Source organism: Sorangium sp. So ce1014, assembly GCF_051521505.1.
In the GTDB taxonomy this organism is placed as follows: domain Bacteria; phylum Myxococcota_A; class Polyangia; order Polyangiales; family Polyangiaceae; genus Sorangium.
The window spans coordinates 4319612-4334550 of record NZ_CP150356.1 but is presented as its reverse complement, the minus strand read 5'-3'; the positions used below and the strand labels follow the sequence as shown (position 1 = coordinate 4334550).

The 14939-nt window shown below is 71.2% G+C and carries 11 protein-coding genes and 2 pseudogenes; 2 read left to right on the top strand and 11 right to left on the bottom strand.

Annotated elements, in window-relative coordinates; translation table 11 throughout:
- Nucleotides 1-64 precede the first annotated feature (64 nt).
- The 5 genes and pseudogenes from WME75_RS16430 to WME75_RS16410 all read right to left on the bottom strand — a co-directional run bounded on the left by WME75_RS16430 (nt 65) and on the right by WME75_RS16410 (nt 4772).
- On the bottom strand, nt 65-961 hold the full coding sequence (locus tag WME75_RS16430) for a hypothetical protein (RefSeq protein WP_437491818.1): 897 nt from the start codon (nt 959-961) through the stop codon (nt 65-67).
- Nucleotides 958-1959 (bottom strand): type VI secretion system protein IglI family protein, encoded by a 1002-nt coding sequence (locus WME75_RS16425; protein WP_437491815.1) that lies wholly within the window; start codon nt 1957-1959, stop codon nt 958-960. Before WME75_RS16425 ends, WME75_RS16430 begins: the two co-directional genes overlap by 4 nt.
- Before the next feature lie 32 nt (nt 1960-1991).
- Nucleotides 1992-3041 carry a hypothetical protein gene (locus WME75_RS16420; RefSeq protein WP_437491813.1) on the bottom strand — a complete coding sequence of 350 codons (1050 nt, stop codon included), beginning with the start codon at nt 3039-3041 and terminating at the stop codon, nt 1992-1994.
- 198 nt (nt 3042-3239) lie between these two features.
- A pseudogene (locus WME75_RS16415) lies at nt 3240-3443 on the bottom strand (AMP-binding protein); the annotation flags it as partial.
- 423 nt (nt 3444-3866) lie between these two features.
- A complete protein-coding gene (locus WME75_RS16410; RefSeq protein WP_437491810.1) occupies nt 3867-4772 on the bottom strand; it encodes a hypothetical protein in 906 nt (301 codons plus the stop codon).
- Nucleotides 4773-5132: 360 nt separating this feature from the next.
- Here WME75_RS16410 and WME75_RS16405 point away from each other — a divergent pair, with 360 nt between their 5' ends.
- A complete protein-coding gene (locus WME75_RS16405; protein ID WP_437491808.1) occupies nt 5133-6350 on the top strand; it encodes an eCIS core domain-containing protein in 1218 nt (405 codons plus the stop codon).
- A 129-nt stretch (nt 6351-6479) separates the two neighbouring features.
- Nucleotides 6480-6866, top strand: a complete 387-nt coding sequence (locus WME75_RS16400; RefSeq protein ID WP_437491805.1) for a DUF4280 domain-containing protein — start codon at nt 6480-6482, stop codon at nt 6864-6866.
- 111 nt (nt 6867-6977) lie between these two features.
- Here the strand turns inward: WME75_RS16400 and WME75_RS16395 are convergent, their stop codons facing one another.
- The 6 genes and pseudogenes from WME75_RS16395 to WME75_RS16370 all read right to left on the bottom strand — a co-directional run bounded on the left by WME75_RS16395 (nt 6978) and on the right by WME75_RS16370 (nt 14745).
- Nucleotides 6978-10070, bottom strand: coding sequence for a DUF3427 domain-containing protein (locus tag WME75_RS16395; protein ID WP_437491802.1), 3093 nt, complete (start codon nt 10068-10070; stop codon nt 6978-6980).
- Nucleotides 10071-10146: 76 nt separating this feature from the next.
- Entirely contained in the window at nt 10147-11421 is a 1275-nt protein-coding gene (locus tag WME75_RS16390) for a hypothetical protein (RefSeq protein ID WP_437491799.1), read from the bottom strand.
- A 2-nt stretch (nt 11422-11423) separates the two neighbouring features.
- On the bottom strand, nt 11424-12833 hold the full coding sequence (locus WME75_RS16385) for a hypothetical protein (protein ID WP_437491797.1): 1410 nt from the start codon (nt 12831-12833) through the stop codon (nt 11424-11426).
- A 751-nt stretch (nt 12834-13584) separates the two neighbouring features.
- Nucleotides 13585-13971 carry an SMI1/KNR4 family protein gene (locus WME75_RS16380; RefSeq protein ID WP_437494839.1) on the bottom strand — a complete coding sequence of 129 codons (387 nt, stop codon included), beginning with the start codon at nt 13969-13971 and terminating at the stop codon, nt 13585-13587.
- A 39-nt stretch (nt 13972-14010) separates the two neighbouring features.
- Nucleotides 14011-14301 (bottom strand): annotated as a pseudogene (locus WME75_RS16375) (HNH endonuclease); the annotation flags it as partial.
- Between the two features lie 27 nt (nt 14302-14328).
- The gene (locus tag WME75_RS16370) at nt 14329-14745 is read right to left on the bottom strand and encodes an Imm26 family immunity protein (protein ID WP_437491795.1); all 417 of its coding nucleotides are present in this window, start codon (nt 14743-14745) and stop codon (nt 14329-14331) included.
- Between the last annotated feature and the right edge of the window lie 194 nt (nt 14746-14939).

Below are 14939 nucleotides of genomic sequence, written 5' to 3'. Positions count from 1 at the left end.
CGCCATGGCCCCCCGGAACGATGCATAGGCTCACACGCCCATCCTCCGCGGACCAACTTTCAGGTCACGTGGGCGGGACCCGCCCCTCGAACAGGAGGGTCGCCTTGGGCGGGCGCGCCCGCACGATCGGCTCGAATCCGAGGTGGGACGCGCCCACCAGATCAAGCCGACCATCGGCCTGGCGATCGAGCAGGAGGACGCGGAGGTGAAGGCCCGTATCGCCGAGCGCGGGCAAGACGCGCGCATCGAGGCGGCGCCGCGCCTCCGCGGCCCAGGGCGCGCCGCTCCAGGTGGTGGACTCCTCGGCGACGAGGATCGCATCGAGCCCGGGCGCCGTGATCTCCGCCTCGCCCCCGAGCGCCGCGAAGCCGAGCACCGCCTGTCCGAGGCGCGGATCCTGCGCCGGCATACCGCGCCGCACGGGCGCGCGGCGCACGCTCACGCCGAGCTCGGGGTAGACCTTCTCGAGCAGCCAGTGGAGCGCGAGCGGCGAGGCCGGCCGCGCCAGCGCGAACGCGTCGCGGCGCACGTCCGCCGCGCGGGGGAAGAGCCGCTCGGAGCGCTCGGGCAGGAGGGCGTCCACGCGGTCGCGGAGCAGGCGATCGTCGAGCAGCGCGAGGACGCCCTCCAGCGCCGGGCCGGCGCGCGGGTGCGCGAGCAGCTCCAGGAAATACGAGGGCAGCGGGCTCGTGCTGCTCCGGAGCCCGAGGTTCAGGGTCACCACCACGTGATCGGGCGCGATCTCGACGTCGTGCACGATCGCGGAGCGGGTGGAGAGCGACGGGTGGCAGCGGAACCGGATGGCGCGGTCGGGGAGCTTCTCCCGGAGCAGCGCGATCAGCGCCGGCGCGTCGAGCGCGCTCGCGCGCCGGCGGATGGCCGCCTCGAGCGCCGCGGGGCCGTCCTCTTCGGCGGGATCCTCGTCGGGGAGCTCGCGGGCGGCGGTCATCGCGTCGCTCAAGGCTCGAGGAAGGCGTCGAGATCGACCTGATAGAGCTGCTCCAGCGCCTCCCACGCCGGGCTGTCCGCCGCGGCCCAGTGCGGCGCGATCGCCTCGATATGCGTGCTGAGCAGGCGGAAATGGGGCGCGAGGAGCGCGGGCAGGTAGACGCGCGGATCGAAGTCGTCCACCGCGGCCTTGATGTCCCGGGCCACGATCGCGGCTTTGCCCATCTCGCCCTGCTCGACGAGCCCGGCGAACGCCTCGAGCTTGCGAATGAACCGCTCCAGCGCCGGCGAGACCTGGATCATCCGCGCCCCCGGCGCCTGCGGCGCGGGCTCGCTCGGCTCGATCCCGGCGGCAGGAGGGGCCGCCCCGGCGGCAGGAGGGGCCGCGCCTGCGTCCGCATCCACATCCTTCGCGGCCGCGTCCGCGCCCGCTTCCGGGGCGGCGATCGGCTCCGGCGGGGGCTCGCGCTGGGGCATTCTCTGCAGGCAGAGCTCGATCCGCGTCTTCAGGCCGGCGAGCTCCACGACGCAGCGCGGGGACGCGATCCGCTCGGCGGCGGCGGCCTCGAAGGCGGCGGCGGCCTCCAGGCAGGCGCGCGCCAGATCGCGCTCCACCTGCTCCACCCAGGCGCGCCAGGTGGCGTCGCGCGCGCTCTCGTGGAAATCGATGCTCGCCTTCACGCTCCGGAACAGCAGGCAGAGCGCGGAGTCCACCGCCCGATCCCGCCGCGCCGCGGGCCGGAGCGCCTCCCAGCGCCGCCCGGTCGCGCCCGTCAGGACGTCCAGCATCCCCGGGAGCGCCGCCGGTCCCCGCTCCCCGAAGACGCCGAGGAGGAGCGCGGCGATCGCCCGGACGTCGGTCCCCCCCGCCGCGAGCGCCTTCGTCGCCTGCCTCGCCGCCTCCTGATGCTCGCCCGCCTGGACGAGGCGCACCAGCGCGTCGACGGCCGACTCGGCCATGTCCTGACCGGGGCCGTCGAGCGCGCGCGAGGCGAGGGCGATATCGATCATGCAGCGGATCCGATCCGTGCGGCGGCCCGCGCTCAGGCCCCGAGGACCAGGCCCCGCAGCCCGGCGAGGCGGCGGAATACGGGGTGCTGCGCCTTCGCCGCCAGGAAGCCCGACGAGTATTGCCGCTGGCACCACGCGGCGTCCACTTTCCGGCCCTGCATGCGGGGGTAGAGGGGGAGCACGGTGACGCGATCGGGGAGGAAATCCTCGCCGAGGTCCTCGCGGATGGCGGCTTCGATGGCATCGGAGAGCGCGGCGCGCGCGGGGGTGCCGTCCGGCGGCGCGCCCGCGAACGCGAGGAGGATGAAGGCCCAGCGCGCCCCCGGGTCTCCGGTGGGGATGGGCACCACGCAGGCGCCCAGGATGCCGGGCACCTCCGAGACCCGCTCCGCGAGCTCCGCGGCCGGGAAGGCCCGCCCGGCGCGGCGGGGGACGAGCGTGCCGCCCCACAGGAGCTCCGTGCCGCGCCGCGCGAGCACGAACCACCCGTCCTTCTTCGGATCGCCGTCGGGCATCGGCACGAAGACGCCTGCGCCCCCGGCCGCGGGCTCGCCGCTCCCGGTCGCGTCGAAGAGGGCGTGGGGCTGCCCGGCCGCCGGCAGCGCGAGCGCCTGGACGCTGCCGGGGCGCCTCGTGGAGAAGAGCACGGCGCCGCCGGCGGCGGCGTCGACGAGGAGATTCGTGGAGGGCACGCCGGCGAGGTCGTTCTTCTTGACGAGATCGTTCCAGGCCACCCAGTCGAGCGGCTCGTCGACGCTCCGCACCCACTGGCGCAGCTTCGGCGGCCGCGCGATCGGCGCCTTGCGCAGCGCCTCGCAGAGCGCCGGGGTGATGCCGAGGGTGGTGATGGGCTGCTCTTGCAGGAGGGCCGGGCGCGAGAGGACGTCGGCGGGCGTGAGGTGCACGAAGGTGGCGCCCGCGAGCAGGGTCGCGAGGATCGCCGCGGGGTGATGCTGCTGGGGGTGGAAGCCGGGGAGCGCGAGGGCGTCGCCGGGGCCGAGGCGATACGCGAGCACGGCGTCGTGGAGGGCGCGCTGCCACGCGGCGCTCGCGGGCAGGTCCACCGGCTCGGCGAGGGGCACGCGCAGGGGCGAGAAGAGGCGCGCGCAGGGCTCGTCGGGCGCATAGGCATGCGGCGGCGCGGCGTGCGGCGGGCCGTCGCCGGCGAGCGGCAGGGCGCGCTCGGCGAAGGGCCCGATGGGCGGCGGGGCGGCGGGATCGACGACGACGTGGGCGGGCTCCAGCGCCTTCAGGCGGCGGAGCAGGGCGCGCTCGCCGGCGGGGGCGAGGAAGGAGACGACGAGGCCGAGGCGGAGGGCGGCGCCGAAGGCGATGAGCCAGGGGATGCCGAGGGGAAGGACGAGGGCAACGGCGGCGCCTGGGGCGACGCCGGCGGCGGCCCAGCGCCGGGCGCAGGCGGAGGCGCGGGCGGCGAGATCCGGATAGGAGAGCGATTGCCACCCGGCGCGGCGCTGATAGGCGATGAAGGCCGCGCGGCCGGCGCCGGCGTGGCGGCCGATGGCGTCGTGGTAGAGGTCGTAGGCGTGGCCGGGGCGGCTGCGCGGGGCGGGGCCGACGCGGCGAGCGTGATCGGCGAGAGCGGACCAGAAGGCAGGGGGATCGTCGTGGCTCGCGGCAAGCCAGGCGAGCTCGGGGACGTCGTCCTCGCGGGAGAGCTCGAGGGAGCGGAGGGCGGCGGGGAGGTCCAGGGGCGGGAACGTAACGGCGGCTTCTGATGGATGGCAACATTGTGCCGGGTGCGGCCGAGCGGGTGCGGCCGAGCAGGTTACCCCGCCTGGGCTCAGCGGAGCGCCTCGGCGGCGCTGGTTGCGATCAGGGCTGGATCCCGCCCCGGCGCCAGCGGTGCCGACACCGCGGCCGGGACGGCCGGCGGGCGCAACGTTGCCTCAGGAGAGCACGTCGGCAGCGGTCTTCGCCCCCAGAACGTTCTCCGCCCACCGATCCAGGATGGCGCCGTCCTCACACGCCAGGATGCGGTCGCGCTGCTCGTCCGAGAGCGTGATCCCAGCCCGCGCGAGGAGCCGGAGCAGCACGTCGCGCTTCCCCTTGAGCTCGCCTTGAAGCTCGCCGTCGCGGAAGCCCTCGCTGACGCCGCGCTCGAAGATCTTCTGCGCGAACGGGGGGAACGTCGCCTTGCCTTGGGTCTGCCGCTCCATGACCAGTGCCTCCAGAGCCCGCCTCATGGGCTCGCGCAGCGCGTCGTAGATGATCTGAAAATACACCGCCGCATGGTCCAAGTCGAGCCGCGCCAGCGCGTGGACGGCCGCCTGCACCACGGCCATACCGTTGGGGTCATTGCCGTGCGCCACTGCCGCGAGCACGGCGAGCTCGACCTCTCTCTCCGCCTCGGCCAGGTCGGTGATCGCCGGCATGACGGTCGGACCGAGCACCAGCGGCTTGACATGCCCGAGCCCCAGCCCGAGATCGATGTCCTCCGCCGCCCAGGCGGCCACGACCGCGTCCGTCGCGACCACGAGGACGGCCGTGTCGCAGCGCTTCCTGGCGCGCACGACGGCGACGTACACCGGCCAGGAGTACTTCTTGTCCCGATCCTCCTCGCGCTGGACCTCGACGACGATCGCCAGCACGAGCGCACCGGCGGCATCCCGCAGCTCGAGCATCAGGTCGGCGCGGAACTCGACCGGGAGGAGCTGATCGAGCGACGACTCGACCACCGCCGCGGAAGCGTGCGGCGGCACGTCCACGTGGAACAGAGTCGTCATGAAATGGGGCGCGAGCTCGGGCTTCTCGCGGAACATCTCGACAATGCCATTGTGCTCGAGCGTCGGCATGCGGGGCTCTATGGGCGGTGGACGCCGTGGCCAGAGGGGGCTGGTGCACACGAGCGACCGATAGCCGACCGGCCGCGGCGGGGCGCTCGCGCGGCATAACGTATCGATACTGGTAGGTGGTGCCAGCGAGAAATCCGACGAAACAGCTGATTTGGGGCGCACCACTCGTGCGGTTGCACGTAATGCCGTCCCGGGAAACACCAGCGACGAAATGTGACCGCAAATCGACCACCGACAGGAGCGCGACCTCATCTGCAACACCCCAGGCCCTCGGTGGAGCGCCGTGCGCGCGGAGCCGGGTTCTTCGGCAAGCTTCTGGAGCCTCCGCGGGCAGGGGTGATACCCTGCTCGTCATCGGCCATGCGTCCCGCAGCGCCCCCCCGCGTCATCCAGGCCTTCTTCCCCGAGCGCCGCGTGCCTGCGGGCACCGCGGTCCAGCGCTTCGCCCGCACGGTCCTGCCGCCGCACCCCGCCACCGCCGCGCAGCCGCGCGCCGCCATGGACCCACGGCAGCGGCCCCCGCACCCCGCCACCGTCGCTCAGCCCCGCCCCGGGCTCAGCTTCGCGCCGAGGCCGCCGCACCCCGCCACCGTCGTCCAGCCGCGGGCGCCCTTCGGCGCGGTGCCCCGGGCCGCGGGGGTGGCGCAGCGCAAGGAGGCGGACGTCCACGCGTTCCAGCCGCCCACCGGCTTCCTGGAGGGCCCGGCGAAGGCCGGGCAGAAGCTCCCGCCCTCGGTGCAGCTCCGCATGGAGCGCTATTTCGGAGCCGATTTCTCCGACGTGCGGGTCCACGTCGGCCCCGAGGCCTCCTCGATCGGGGCGCTCGCCTTCACGCTCGGCTCTGATCTCTACTTCGCGCCGGAGCATTACCAGCCGCACACGCACTATGGCCAGGAGCTCCTCGGCCACGAGCTCACGCACGTCGTGCAGCAGCGGGAGGGGCGGGTCGCCAACCCCTTCGGCGACGGCGTGGCGGTGGTGCAGGATTTCGAGCTGGAGGCCGAGGCGGACCGGCACGGGAAGGCGGCGGCGCAGGGGAAGATCGGGCCCGGGTCGTCAGGGCCGGCGCCCGGCGGCGGAGCGGGAGGGCCAGCGGGAGCGCAGGCGAAGAGCGGCGGGGCGCAGGCGAAGGGGGGTTATCGGCTGCTGGTGGGCGCCTACATGCACGACAGGGAGCTGCCCGAGCCGGTGGCGGGGCACAGCTTCGTGGCGATCGAGGAGCCGAGCGGGGAACGGCGGGCGTTCGGGTTCTCGCCGGCCCGGTATTCGAGCTACGATCCGCAGCGGGATCTGGGGCGGCTCAGGAGGGGCGTCGAGGGCGTGGTGCACGACGACAAAGGCGCCTTCGACAGGCCAGGGGTGAAGACGCGGGACTACGCGATCACGGGGGAGCAGGCGCGGGCGGCGATGGCGAAGATCGCGGAGTACGAGTCGGGGCGATACCGATACAGCCTGGACAAGCGCCAGTGCTCGACGTTCGCGCTCGACGTGCTGCGCGCGGCGCGGGTGCCGGTCCCCGAGGGCGGGGCGGCGCCGGGGCCGAGGGTGATGTACGAGACGCTGGACGACGAGAGCTGAAGAGCGGAGGAGCCGAGATCGACGTGGGCGTCTTCGGCGCAGCGCTGGAGACCTCCGGAGGGAGCGGCAGGGAGCCGGCCCGCTTGAAATCTGGCCTTTCATCGCCCCCCTTCCCTATCCTCCCCCGCCATGGCCGTTCAAGTCTGCGCGGGCGCCACAACGATGTGCAGCTTCGGCATGGCCCCCGCCACGCTGATGGCCCTCCCCGTCCACCAGGCCATGGCCACCCTGCCCGCCGCCAACATCTCGGACTGCGCCCCGGTGCTCAATGTCCTCCCCTTCGGCGCCTGCTCCTCCCTGGCGAACCCCACCGTCGCCGCGGCCACCGCCGCCGCCCTCGGCGTCCTCACCCCCATGCCCTGCGTCCCCGTCCCCGCCGGCACCTGGATCCCGGGGAGCACCAAGGTGCTCCTCAAGGGCATGCCCGCCCTCGACAGCGCCGCCAAGCTGATGTGCGCCTGGGGCGGTGTCATCCAGATCCTGAACCCCGGCCAGACCAAGGTCATCGACGGCTGAGCGCGCCGCCGGGGCGATGAGACAAGACGCGAGGTGGTCCCATCGCCCCGAATCTCGGAGGAACGACACGGCCTCTTCGAATCGCTGGCTCGCGAGCGGGCGAGGCCCACATCACGCCACCGCCGCCGCGAACGACGCAAAGAGGTCCCCCGGCAGCGCATGGTGCAGCCTCCACGTGATCGCCATCGGCAGCTCGGACGCGTGCCGCACATAGCTCGCCGGGCCCAGGAACCAGAACGCCCGGTCATCGCTGCGCAGCCGCGCGAACAGCATCACCGCCGTGCCGAGCGCCTCGTGCTGCTGATACCGCCTCCCCGTCTCGCTCTCGGCGCGGGTGCTCGACTGGCTCTCCCAGTGGATCAGCTGCCGGCTGATGGCATGGTCGCGGTAGCGCGTCGTCGGCGAGAACTGCCCGCTCGTCTTGTCGAGCGTGAACGCGAGCAGGTCGGCCCCGGCGTCCTTCGCCCAGTACACGCCGGTCTGCCACGGCGCGACCTTCGCGCCGCCCCCGACCCCGAACGCCGCCAGGATCTCGATGCGCGAGTAGCGCGCGTGCACCTCCAGCGGCACATCCGGGTGGGTCGCGAGCGCCCGGTGAACATGGTCGACGCGGCCCGCGAGCAGGTCCATCACCTCGACGAGCTCCGCGCGCACCTGGGGGTGCGCCCAGACGAGAGCGCACGCCTGCGCAAGCGAGGTCGCTTTGCCGATCGCGCGATCGGCCACGGTGGCGACGAGCATGCGCAGGAGCCGGCGCTCGCGGAGGCTCATCGCTCCCGGATCCGGACATGCCTCGGACGCGAGCAGCCGGCGATACGCCTCGATCCGCACGAAGTCGTCGACGTGCAGCAGCCGCCCGCACGCGCGCCGCAGCGCCTCCTCGTGCGGCCCCGCGCCCAGCAACGAAAGCCCCGCATCGGCCCGGAGATCTGACCACGACCGCTGTCCGGCAACCACGTCCTCGATCTCCAGCCCGGTCTCCTCCAGGAACCGCGCGAGGCTCACGTCGCCGCCGCGGGCGAGCCGTCGCAGCTCCTCGATCTTGGCCGTCCACCCCGACGGCACGGCTTGCCGGATGTTCTCGAGCACGAGCTCCGACGCCTTCGGGTCGAGCTCCATGTGGCAGCCCGCCGGCAGAAACGGGAACCCGCCCTCGATCTGCTGAACGAGCTCCTTTCGGCTCCCGCCGAGCACGGCTCCGAAGCGGCGATCGAAGCGGAATTCGCGGCGATGGTGCCCCACGAAGTCGAGCACCGTGCAGACGGTCTTGCCGGCGCTGCGCCGCAGGCCGCGCCCGAGCTGCTGCAGAAAGAGCGTGGGGCTATCGGTCGGGCGCAGGAGGATCAGCGTATCGACCGCAGGGACGTCGATGCCCTCGTTGAACAGGTCCACGGAGAAGACGACGTTGACGCCCCGCGCGCCGAGCTCCGCGAGCGCCGCGCGCCGCTCGCCATCGGGGCTGTCCCCCCACACGGCCGTCGCCGCGATGCCGGCCTCGCGGAAGACGCGCGCCATGAACCGCGCGTGCTCGATGCTGACGCAGAACCCGAGCGCCCGCATCTTCCGCGGATCGTCGACGTGCGCGGCGAGCTGGGCCACCACCTGCCGGGCCCAAACGTCGTTGGCCGTGAGCAACCTGGAGAGGCCATCGACGTCGTAACCGCGCCCGCGGCGCCAGGGCAGCTCGCGCAGATCCAGCCCGTCGTGGATGCCGTAGTAGACGAAGGGGACGAGCCGGTGCTGGTCGATCGCGTCCCAGAGCCGCAGCTCTGCGGCGATCCGGTCATTGAACCAGCCGAGCAGCGGGAGCCCATCGCTCCGCTCGGGGGTGGCCGTGAGGCCGATGAGCTCGACGGGCTGCACGTGCTCCAGCAAGGCGCGGTACGATCGTGCAGCGGCGTGGTGGAACTCGTCGATGATCACCACGTCGAAATGGCGCGGATCGAGATCGTCGAGCCCTGCAGCGGAGAGGCTCTGAATCGAAGCAAACACGTGCTCGAAGCGTCGCGGGCGACGGCCGCCGACCCACAGCTCGCCGAAGGCGTGATCGCGCAGGCCATGACGGAAGGTCGCGAGGCTCTGCTCCAGGATCTCCTCGCGGTGCGCGACGAAGAGCAGGCGCGCGCGGGGCATCGCCTCCCGGAGCCGGGCGTAGTCGACGGCCGCCATGACGGTCTTTCCCGTTCCGGTCGCCGATACGAGCAAGTTGCGGTGATGCCCGCGCTCTCGGGAGAGCGCGATCTGCTCGAGCAGGCGCTCCTGAAACGGCTCGGGGCGGAGCTCGATCGGACTGAGCATCACCGAGGACGTTCCGCTCGATGCCTGCTCGACGCGCGCGAGGAACTCCTCGCGGTCGTACGGCACGAAATCGCCGCCGTGCCAGTAGCTCTCGAAGACTGCGGCGACCTTGGCCACGACATCCGGGTTGCGGGCGCCGGACACGCGAACATTCCACTCGAGTCCGTTCGTCTGCGCGGTGTGCGTCAGGTTGGAGGAGCCGATATAGGCCGTCGAAGAGCCCGACGCTCGATGAAAGAGCCAGGCCTTCGCGTGCAGGCGCGTCGTGCCCGTGTCGTACGAGACGCCTACGCGCGCGCCGATCCTGCGGAGCGCGTCGAGCGCCGACGCCTCCGTCGAGCCCGTGTACGTGGTCGTCAGCACGCGCAGCTCGCGGCCTGCCTCACAATGCACGCGGAGCGCCTCGAGGAGCGGGGCGATGCCGCTCCGGCGGACGAACGCCATGACGACGTCGATGCGGTCCGCCGAGCGCACCTCCGTCAGGAGCTGGTGACCCACCCGGGGCTCGCCAGGCGCGTTGGTGAGCAGCGTCGTGTCGAGGAGCGGGATGAGCGGCTCGGCGATCGTCTCCGGCTTGCCGTCCGGCCGGCGCCCCACGATGGCCCGGAGCACCATTCCCGGCTCGACCGGCGCATCCGGCTGGACCTCCGCGCCGGCGATCACCTCGTCGATCTGCGCGACGAGCCTCCGCGCCAGACCCACGCCCACGCTCACCCGCTCCTGGTCGGGAACACCGGCGATGGCGCGCTGCACGATGCGACCCAGATGCAGCGCGATGCGGTCGGCGGCCTCCGCGACGCGGAGCGCCCCGGTGCGGGCCTCCAGGCTGGCGTCGAGCTCGCGAAGGCCCGAGGCCAGCGCCTCCGTGATCAGGATCTCGTAGAGACCGCGCCGGCTCGCCGTCATGGACGAGCGAGTCTACGGCAGATCAGGGCGCGCCCAAGAGGCATCACCAGCCAGGCCCCCGATGAAACGCCTCCCCTCAATCCTCGCAACCGCAGACGCCTCCATGATGCGAGCAGCAGCCACGGTACGAGGGGCGGCCGCACAGGCAGCTCGGCGAGAGCGTGCCGTCGCAGCACTGCACCCGGAGGCTCGCCTGTCGCCTCTCCTCGGCGGCCTCTTTCATCAGCTGCAGTCTCTCCTCCGCCGCCGCTTTGAGCTCCTGCCGCCGCCGTTCCTCCTCTTCTCGCCGCCGCCGGGTCTGCTCCACGCCCGCGTCGACGTCCGGCCGCAGCCGCACGACCTGCTCGAGGAGCCCAGCGCAGCGCTCCGACCGCTGCACGTCGGTCCCCCGGAACTCGTCCAGCGCGAGCTCCGCCTGGCTCAACGCGGCCTGGGCATCGTCCCACCGCCGCTGCGTTGCCCTGGCGGAGGCGACCTGCACCTGACGTGCAATCGCCGGAGCGACGTCCTTGAACCGCACAGCGGCCGCCCGCTCCCTCTCCGCCCGTCTCTGCTCCTCCTCGGCGCGCTCCCGCTCCTCCTCGACGCGCTCCCGCGCCTTGCGGGCGGCTTCCTCCTCGGCGCGCTGCTGGATGGCCTCGCGCTCCCTCGCGTCGACATCCGCCTCCGTGCGCGCGGCCTCCTGCAGCGCCGCCCCCTCGACACAGGTGCTCCGCGCCTCCAGGAGATGCGACCGGGCCAGGTCGAAGCTCGCCGCCTCCAGCGCCTCACCCGCGCTGCGGCGCGCCTCCTGACAGGCGGCGAGCGCCTCCACGCGGGCACGCTCGTCGGCGCTCTGCTTCGTGAGGAAGCCCGCGAGGCCCACGCCGAGCAGGCCGGCGACAGCTGGGTAGATCCCCCACGGCGCCTGGCGCGACGCCCGTGCCGCGGCCGCGAACGGCCGCGGAGCCCCCGCGACGCTGTCGCCGATCGCGATCGCCAGGCCGGCAACGACGCCTGCCCCGAGCACGGTGAGCGCAACGGGTCCGGAGGCAGCGCCGATCACGTAGAGTAACAGCAGCGTGTAGACCTGGGTCCCGGCCCACCCGAGGCGGAAGCCGAGCCTTGCCCTGGCCTCACCTGTGTATCGCCCCTCCGAGCGGGCGATCTCGCGGAGCACGAGCCGCCCGAGCAGGATCGCCGGCACGCCGGCGAACGGCCCGAGCACGATGGCCGCGACGCCCAGCAGGAAGAGCGTCTCGCTCGACGGATGGGGCCGCGGGAAGAGCCCCTCCAGGCTCGGCACCGGGCTCGGGCCGGGCGGCGCTGCGGGAGGCTCGGGCGGCGTGCTGGGCGGATACTGATCTGCCATCGTCACGTCTCCAGCGCCGCGAGCGCCTCCTCGATCCATCGGATCTGCTGCGCTTGCAGGTCGTCCGGGATCTCGTCGGCGCGGAGGGCCTCGAGCGCGGCGAGCAGGTGGCGGCGCTTCGCTGCCGCGGTCTTGAGCCCATCCACCTTCTCCAGGACAGCATCGACCTCGATCCGGGAGGCCTCCAGCAGGAGCTGATCGCGCAGTTCCTGGAGCGTGAGCCGGTCGAGGCCGGCCCGCACGGCGCTCCTCCGTCCGGCAGGTCCCCTCGCCGCCTCGAGCTTTGCGAGCGCCTGATCGAGCGTTGCCTGCTCCTCTGCCCGCAGCGCCCGCTGGCGGCGCGCCTCCTCCTCGACGCGCGCCTCCTCGATTCTCCGTGCCTCCTCGATCCTCCGCGCCTCCTCCTCGAGCGTCCGCGCCTCCTCCTCGAGCGTCCGCGCCTCCTCCTCGCGTCGCTGCTCCTGCTTGATCTCTGCCCGCAGCGCCCGGAGGCGCTCGGCCGCGTCCTCATGGCCGCCCTGAGCGACCAACGCCTTGAATTCGCGCACGGCGGCGGAGCGGGACTCGTGATCTTCCAGCAACCTCGCCAGCTTGTAACGCAGGCTGCGCGACAGCTCGGGGGGACAGCTCGAAGCATCCGCAGCTTGCTTCAGCGCCGTCGTTGCCTGGTCGATCTCGCCCAGCGCGACGTGCGCATCCGCCAGCGCGCACGCGCCCAGGGGATAAGCGGGGTCGGCGATGGAGAGCTTGAGCGCACCTAGCGCCTTGCGCGGAGCCCCGGCGAGCACATGCATCTGGGCCAGCGCGACCTCGACGCTGCCGGCTCCTCCGCCCTCCGGGCGGAACGACAGCGGCGCAGGCAGCCCGGGGAAGGCCAGCGCCATGCCCGAGGAGAGCCGACCGATGCCATGGACTCGCGCAGCGACCCGCTCCAGGGCCGCGAGGGCATCCTTGTATCGTGCGCGGCTCGCGGCGTCGGCTGCGACGAGCAGCCACGCGTCGGCCTCGTGCCTTCCGCGGTGCTCGAGCGCGCCGAGCATCTCGACAGCCCTGGGATCCGACGCATGGCGGGCCGCCACCGTGTCGAGGAAAAGGACTTCCAGGCGCTCGCGCCGGATCCGCCGGGCCACTCGGTAAATCGCGTAGCCGACGCCGCCGACCCCGAGGAGGATCCAGACGGCGGGGATCCTCAGCATCATCACGAGCGCGAACAGGATCAGCGCAACAACGCCGGTCAGCGCGGCGAGCACCGCGAGCACCACGAGCGGGCGGCCGCCCCCCGATCCCGCCCGCCCGCGCCGTGCGAGGCGCTCGCGGTAAGCGATATAACCTGTGCCGACGAGCACCAGCGCGACCCACGGATACGGCGTTGCGAGCACCTCGCCGATCGCCGCCAGGATCGCCGCGAGCACGTACAGGCTGAACGCGATCGCGATCGCGACCAGGATCGCGACCGCTCCGGCAGGGCCACCACCCCGCCCGCCTCCTCGTGGAAGACGCGCACGAGGAAAGAGTCGAGGGCCACGGCGTCCCATTCGTCACGGTCAGGTTCGGCGGGGACGCCCGTGCTTGTCAACGCTCCGTTGCGTGGCGCCGTCGCCTCGTCGCCATCACCTGTCCCGTGCGCGCCGTGCGCGCGTGGCTCGACGCTGCTGCGCTGCCTTCACATGGCCCCCTGTTGTCGGGATCAACCGCTGGAATCACCTCGGCGACCGCCTGTCGGATCGCGCCGTCGGCCTGATCGTGCAGGCCAGGGCCCGCGAGGCGGGCTTGATGATCGAGGGCATCAGCGCCGATTCGCTCCACGTGGGCCCGCCCGACGAGCCTGTGCCCGGAGCGCGTTTCGCTCGGCGGGTTTCCCCTCGGCCGCGCGGCTTCCCTCCATCTCCTCCGCAGGCGTTACCCATGTGTTCGGAGACTTCCTCGGTACTATGCACGCGTCTGACTCCTCGGTGCTTTGGGCCACGGGTTGCGGCGTGTCGCCTCTCCGTGGAGGGATCCCTTGTGTACTCTGGAACGACCGGGCACCGATGATGTCTCCGAAGTCATCGCGCGTGCACGCGAGCGTCAGCTTCATGTCAGGCAGGCCATCGTCGCTCTCAGTGGAAGCGCTTTTGCTGCTCACCCCGTCCCGAGAACGGGCGTATCATTTCCAAGAATGTATCAAAATTCGATGTCACGGGAATAGCTCCGGGAGGCTTCAAGGTCACCAAAGACGGGCTGAAGATCGCAGCAAACGACAGCGCCGCGGTCGTCTCCTTGAAGGACAAGACAGAACACATTCCCACCGGAGTCAATCGCGATCGGCAGCAGCTCATCTTCCAGTCGTTCGGCGAGCGTGGTCAGGTTCCAGTTGAGATCGCTCGACTCTATCGAGCTGCCAATTCCGAAGAAAACTTGCACGTCAGTCGACGCACCAGGCAAGCCTTCGACGTCAACTGTGCCTGGCGTAGGGATGCCGCCGTTGAACTCGAGTAGAAATCGACGATACTGCTCCGGAAGAATCGCCCCGATGCGCTGCTCGAATTTTGATATATCTGCATCAGTGATGCCTCGGCCCAGGGGTTTCGATGGTTGTCATGGCATTGATCACTGCCTCCCAAATGCGAAGCCACCAGTGTGGCCTGTCATCCTGTGGATGTTCGAAGATACAAGCTGCATCGTCGTCCCGTCTTGGTGGTGGTGCCAGGTGTAGCCCTCGGGTCCGAGCGCATCAGTCGACGACATCGGCTCGCCGAAGCCGTCGTGGACCGAGACCGTCGTGCCCCGATCGGAGTCGTCGAGCTGCCGGACGCGGCCGGACGCGTCGCGCGTCGTGCGCGTCACAGCGCCGCCTCGATCGGTGACCGTGTGCAGCATGCCGAACGGGCCGCAACTATAAAAGCTATTCCCATAATAGCTTGCTCATCAGGGAAGAATCTTATCTAGGTGCACCTCCAATGCTACCTGTCCAGACAGGCCATCCATTGGCAATGATTTTTCCATCGCCGGATCGCACGGTTCTTCACGAACGAATAAGCCAAGCCGACGCTCGTCATAGTACCGAATCCACGTCTTTCCTGTCGTGTCGTCGCGGTACACGAAACCCGGCATCTTCCAGCGGCTTATGTCCAGCTCTGAATCGGTGCCGATTATCGGCCATTCCCTTCGGATGAGTCCGAGGTCTCCGAATAATCGCATCATCACAGCATCTTCAGGTCGTAGCGTCCTGGTTGCGTCATCGGAGAAGATGGTAGAACGTCGAGGTCCGAAAAAGTATCCGAATACCTCGCCCATGCCGTTCGCTCTTGCCACGAATCCGGTTCCATAACCGCCCGAAGGCAAAGGTACAGCGAACTATGTGCCAACCCCATAGGAGATCTTTCTCTTCTTCACTGCTTACTCCAGCACGTTGGCAGCGTCGATATAATCTCGGCGCCTTGGATTTCTAGGGCTAACAGGATTGATCTTGTTCATGCGTGGCTTGTAGTGCTCATGAAGCACTTGCTCCCTTCCTCGTTGCTCCGCATAAACATCTG

Excerpts from the sequence above, each read along its gene's own strand:
- WME75_RS16425 (WP_437491815.1), bottom strand. The coding sequence starts at position 1,959 with ATGATCGATATCGCCCTCGCCTCGCGCGCGCTCGACGGCCCCGGTCAG.
- WME75_RS16410 (WP_437491810.1), bottom strand. The coding sequence starts at position 4,772 with ATGCCGACGCTCGAGCACAATGGCATTGTCGAGATGTTCCGCGAGAAG.
- WME75_RS16405 (WP_437491808.1), top strand. The coding sequence starts at position 5,133 with ATGCGTCCCGCAGCGCCCCCCCGCGTCATCCAGGCCTTCTTCCCCGAG.
- WME75_RS16400 (WP_437491805.1), top strand. The coding sequence starts at position 6,480 with ATGGCCGTTCAAGTCTGCGCGGGCGCCACAACGATGTGCAGCTTCGGC.
- WME75_RS16395 (WP_437491802.1), bottom strand. The coding sequence starts at position 10,070 with ATGACGGCGAGCCGGCGCGGTCTCTACGAGATCCTGATCACGGAGGCG.
- WME75_RS16390 (WP_437491799.1), bottom strand. The coding sequence starts at position 11,421 with ATGGCAGATCAGTATCCGCCCAGCACGCCGCCCGAGCCTCCCGCAGCG.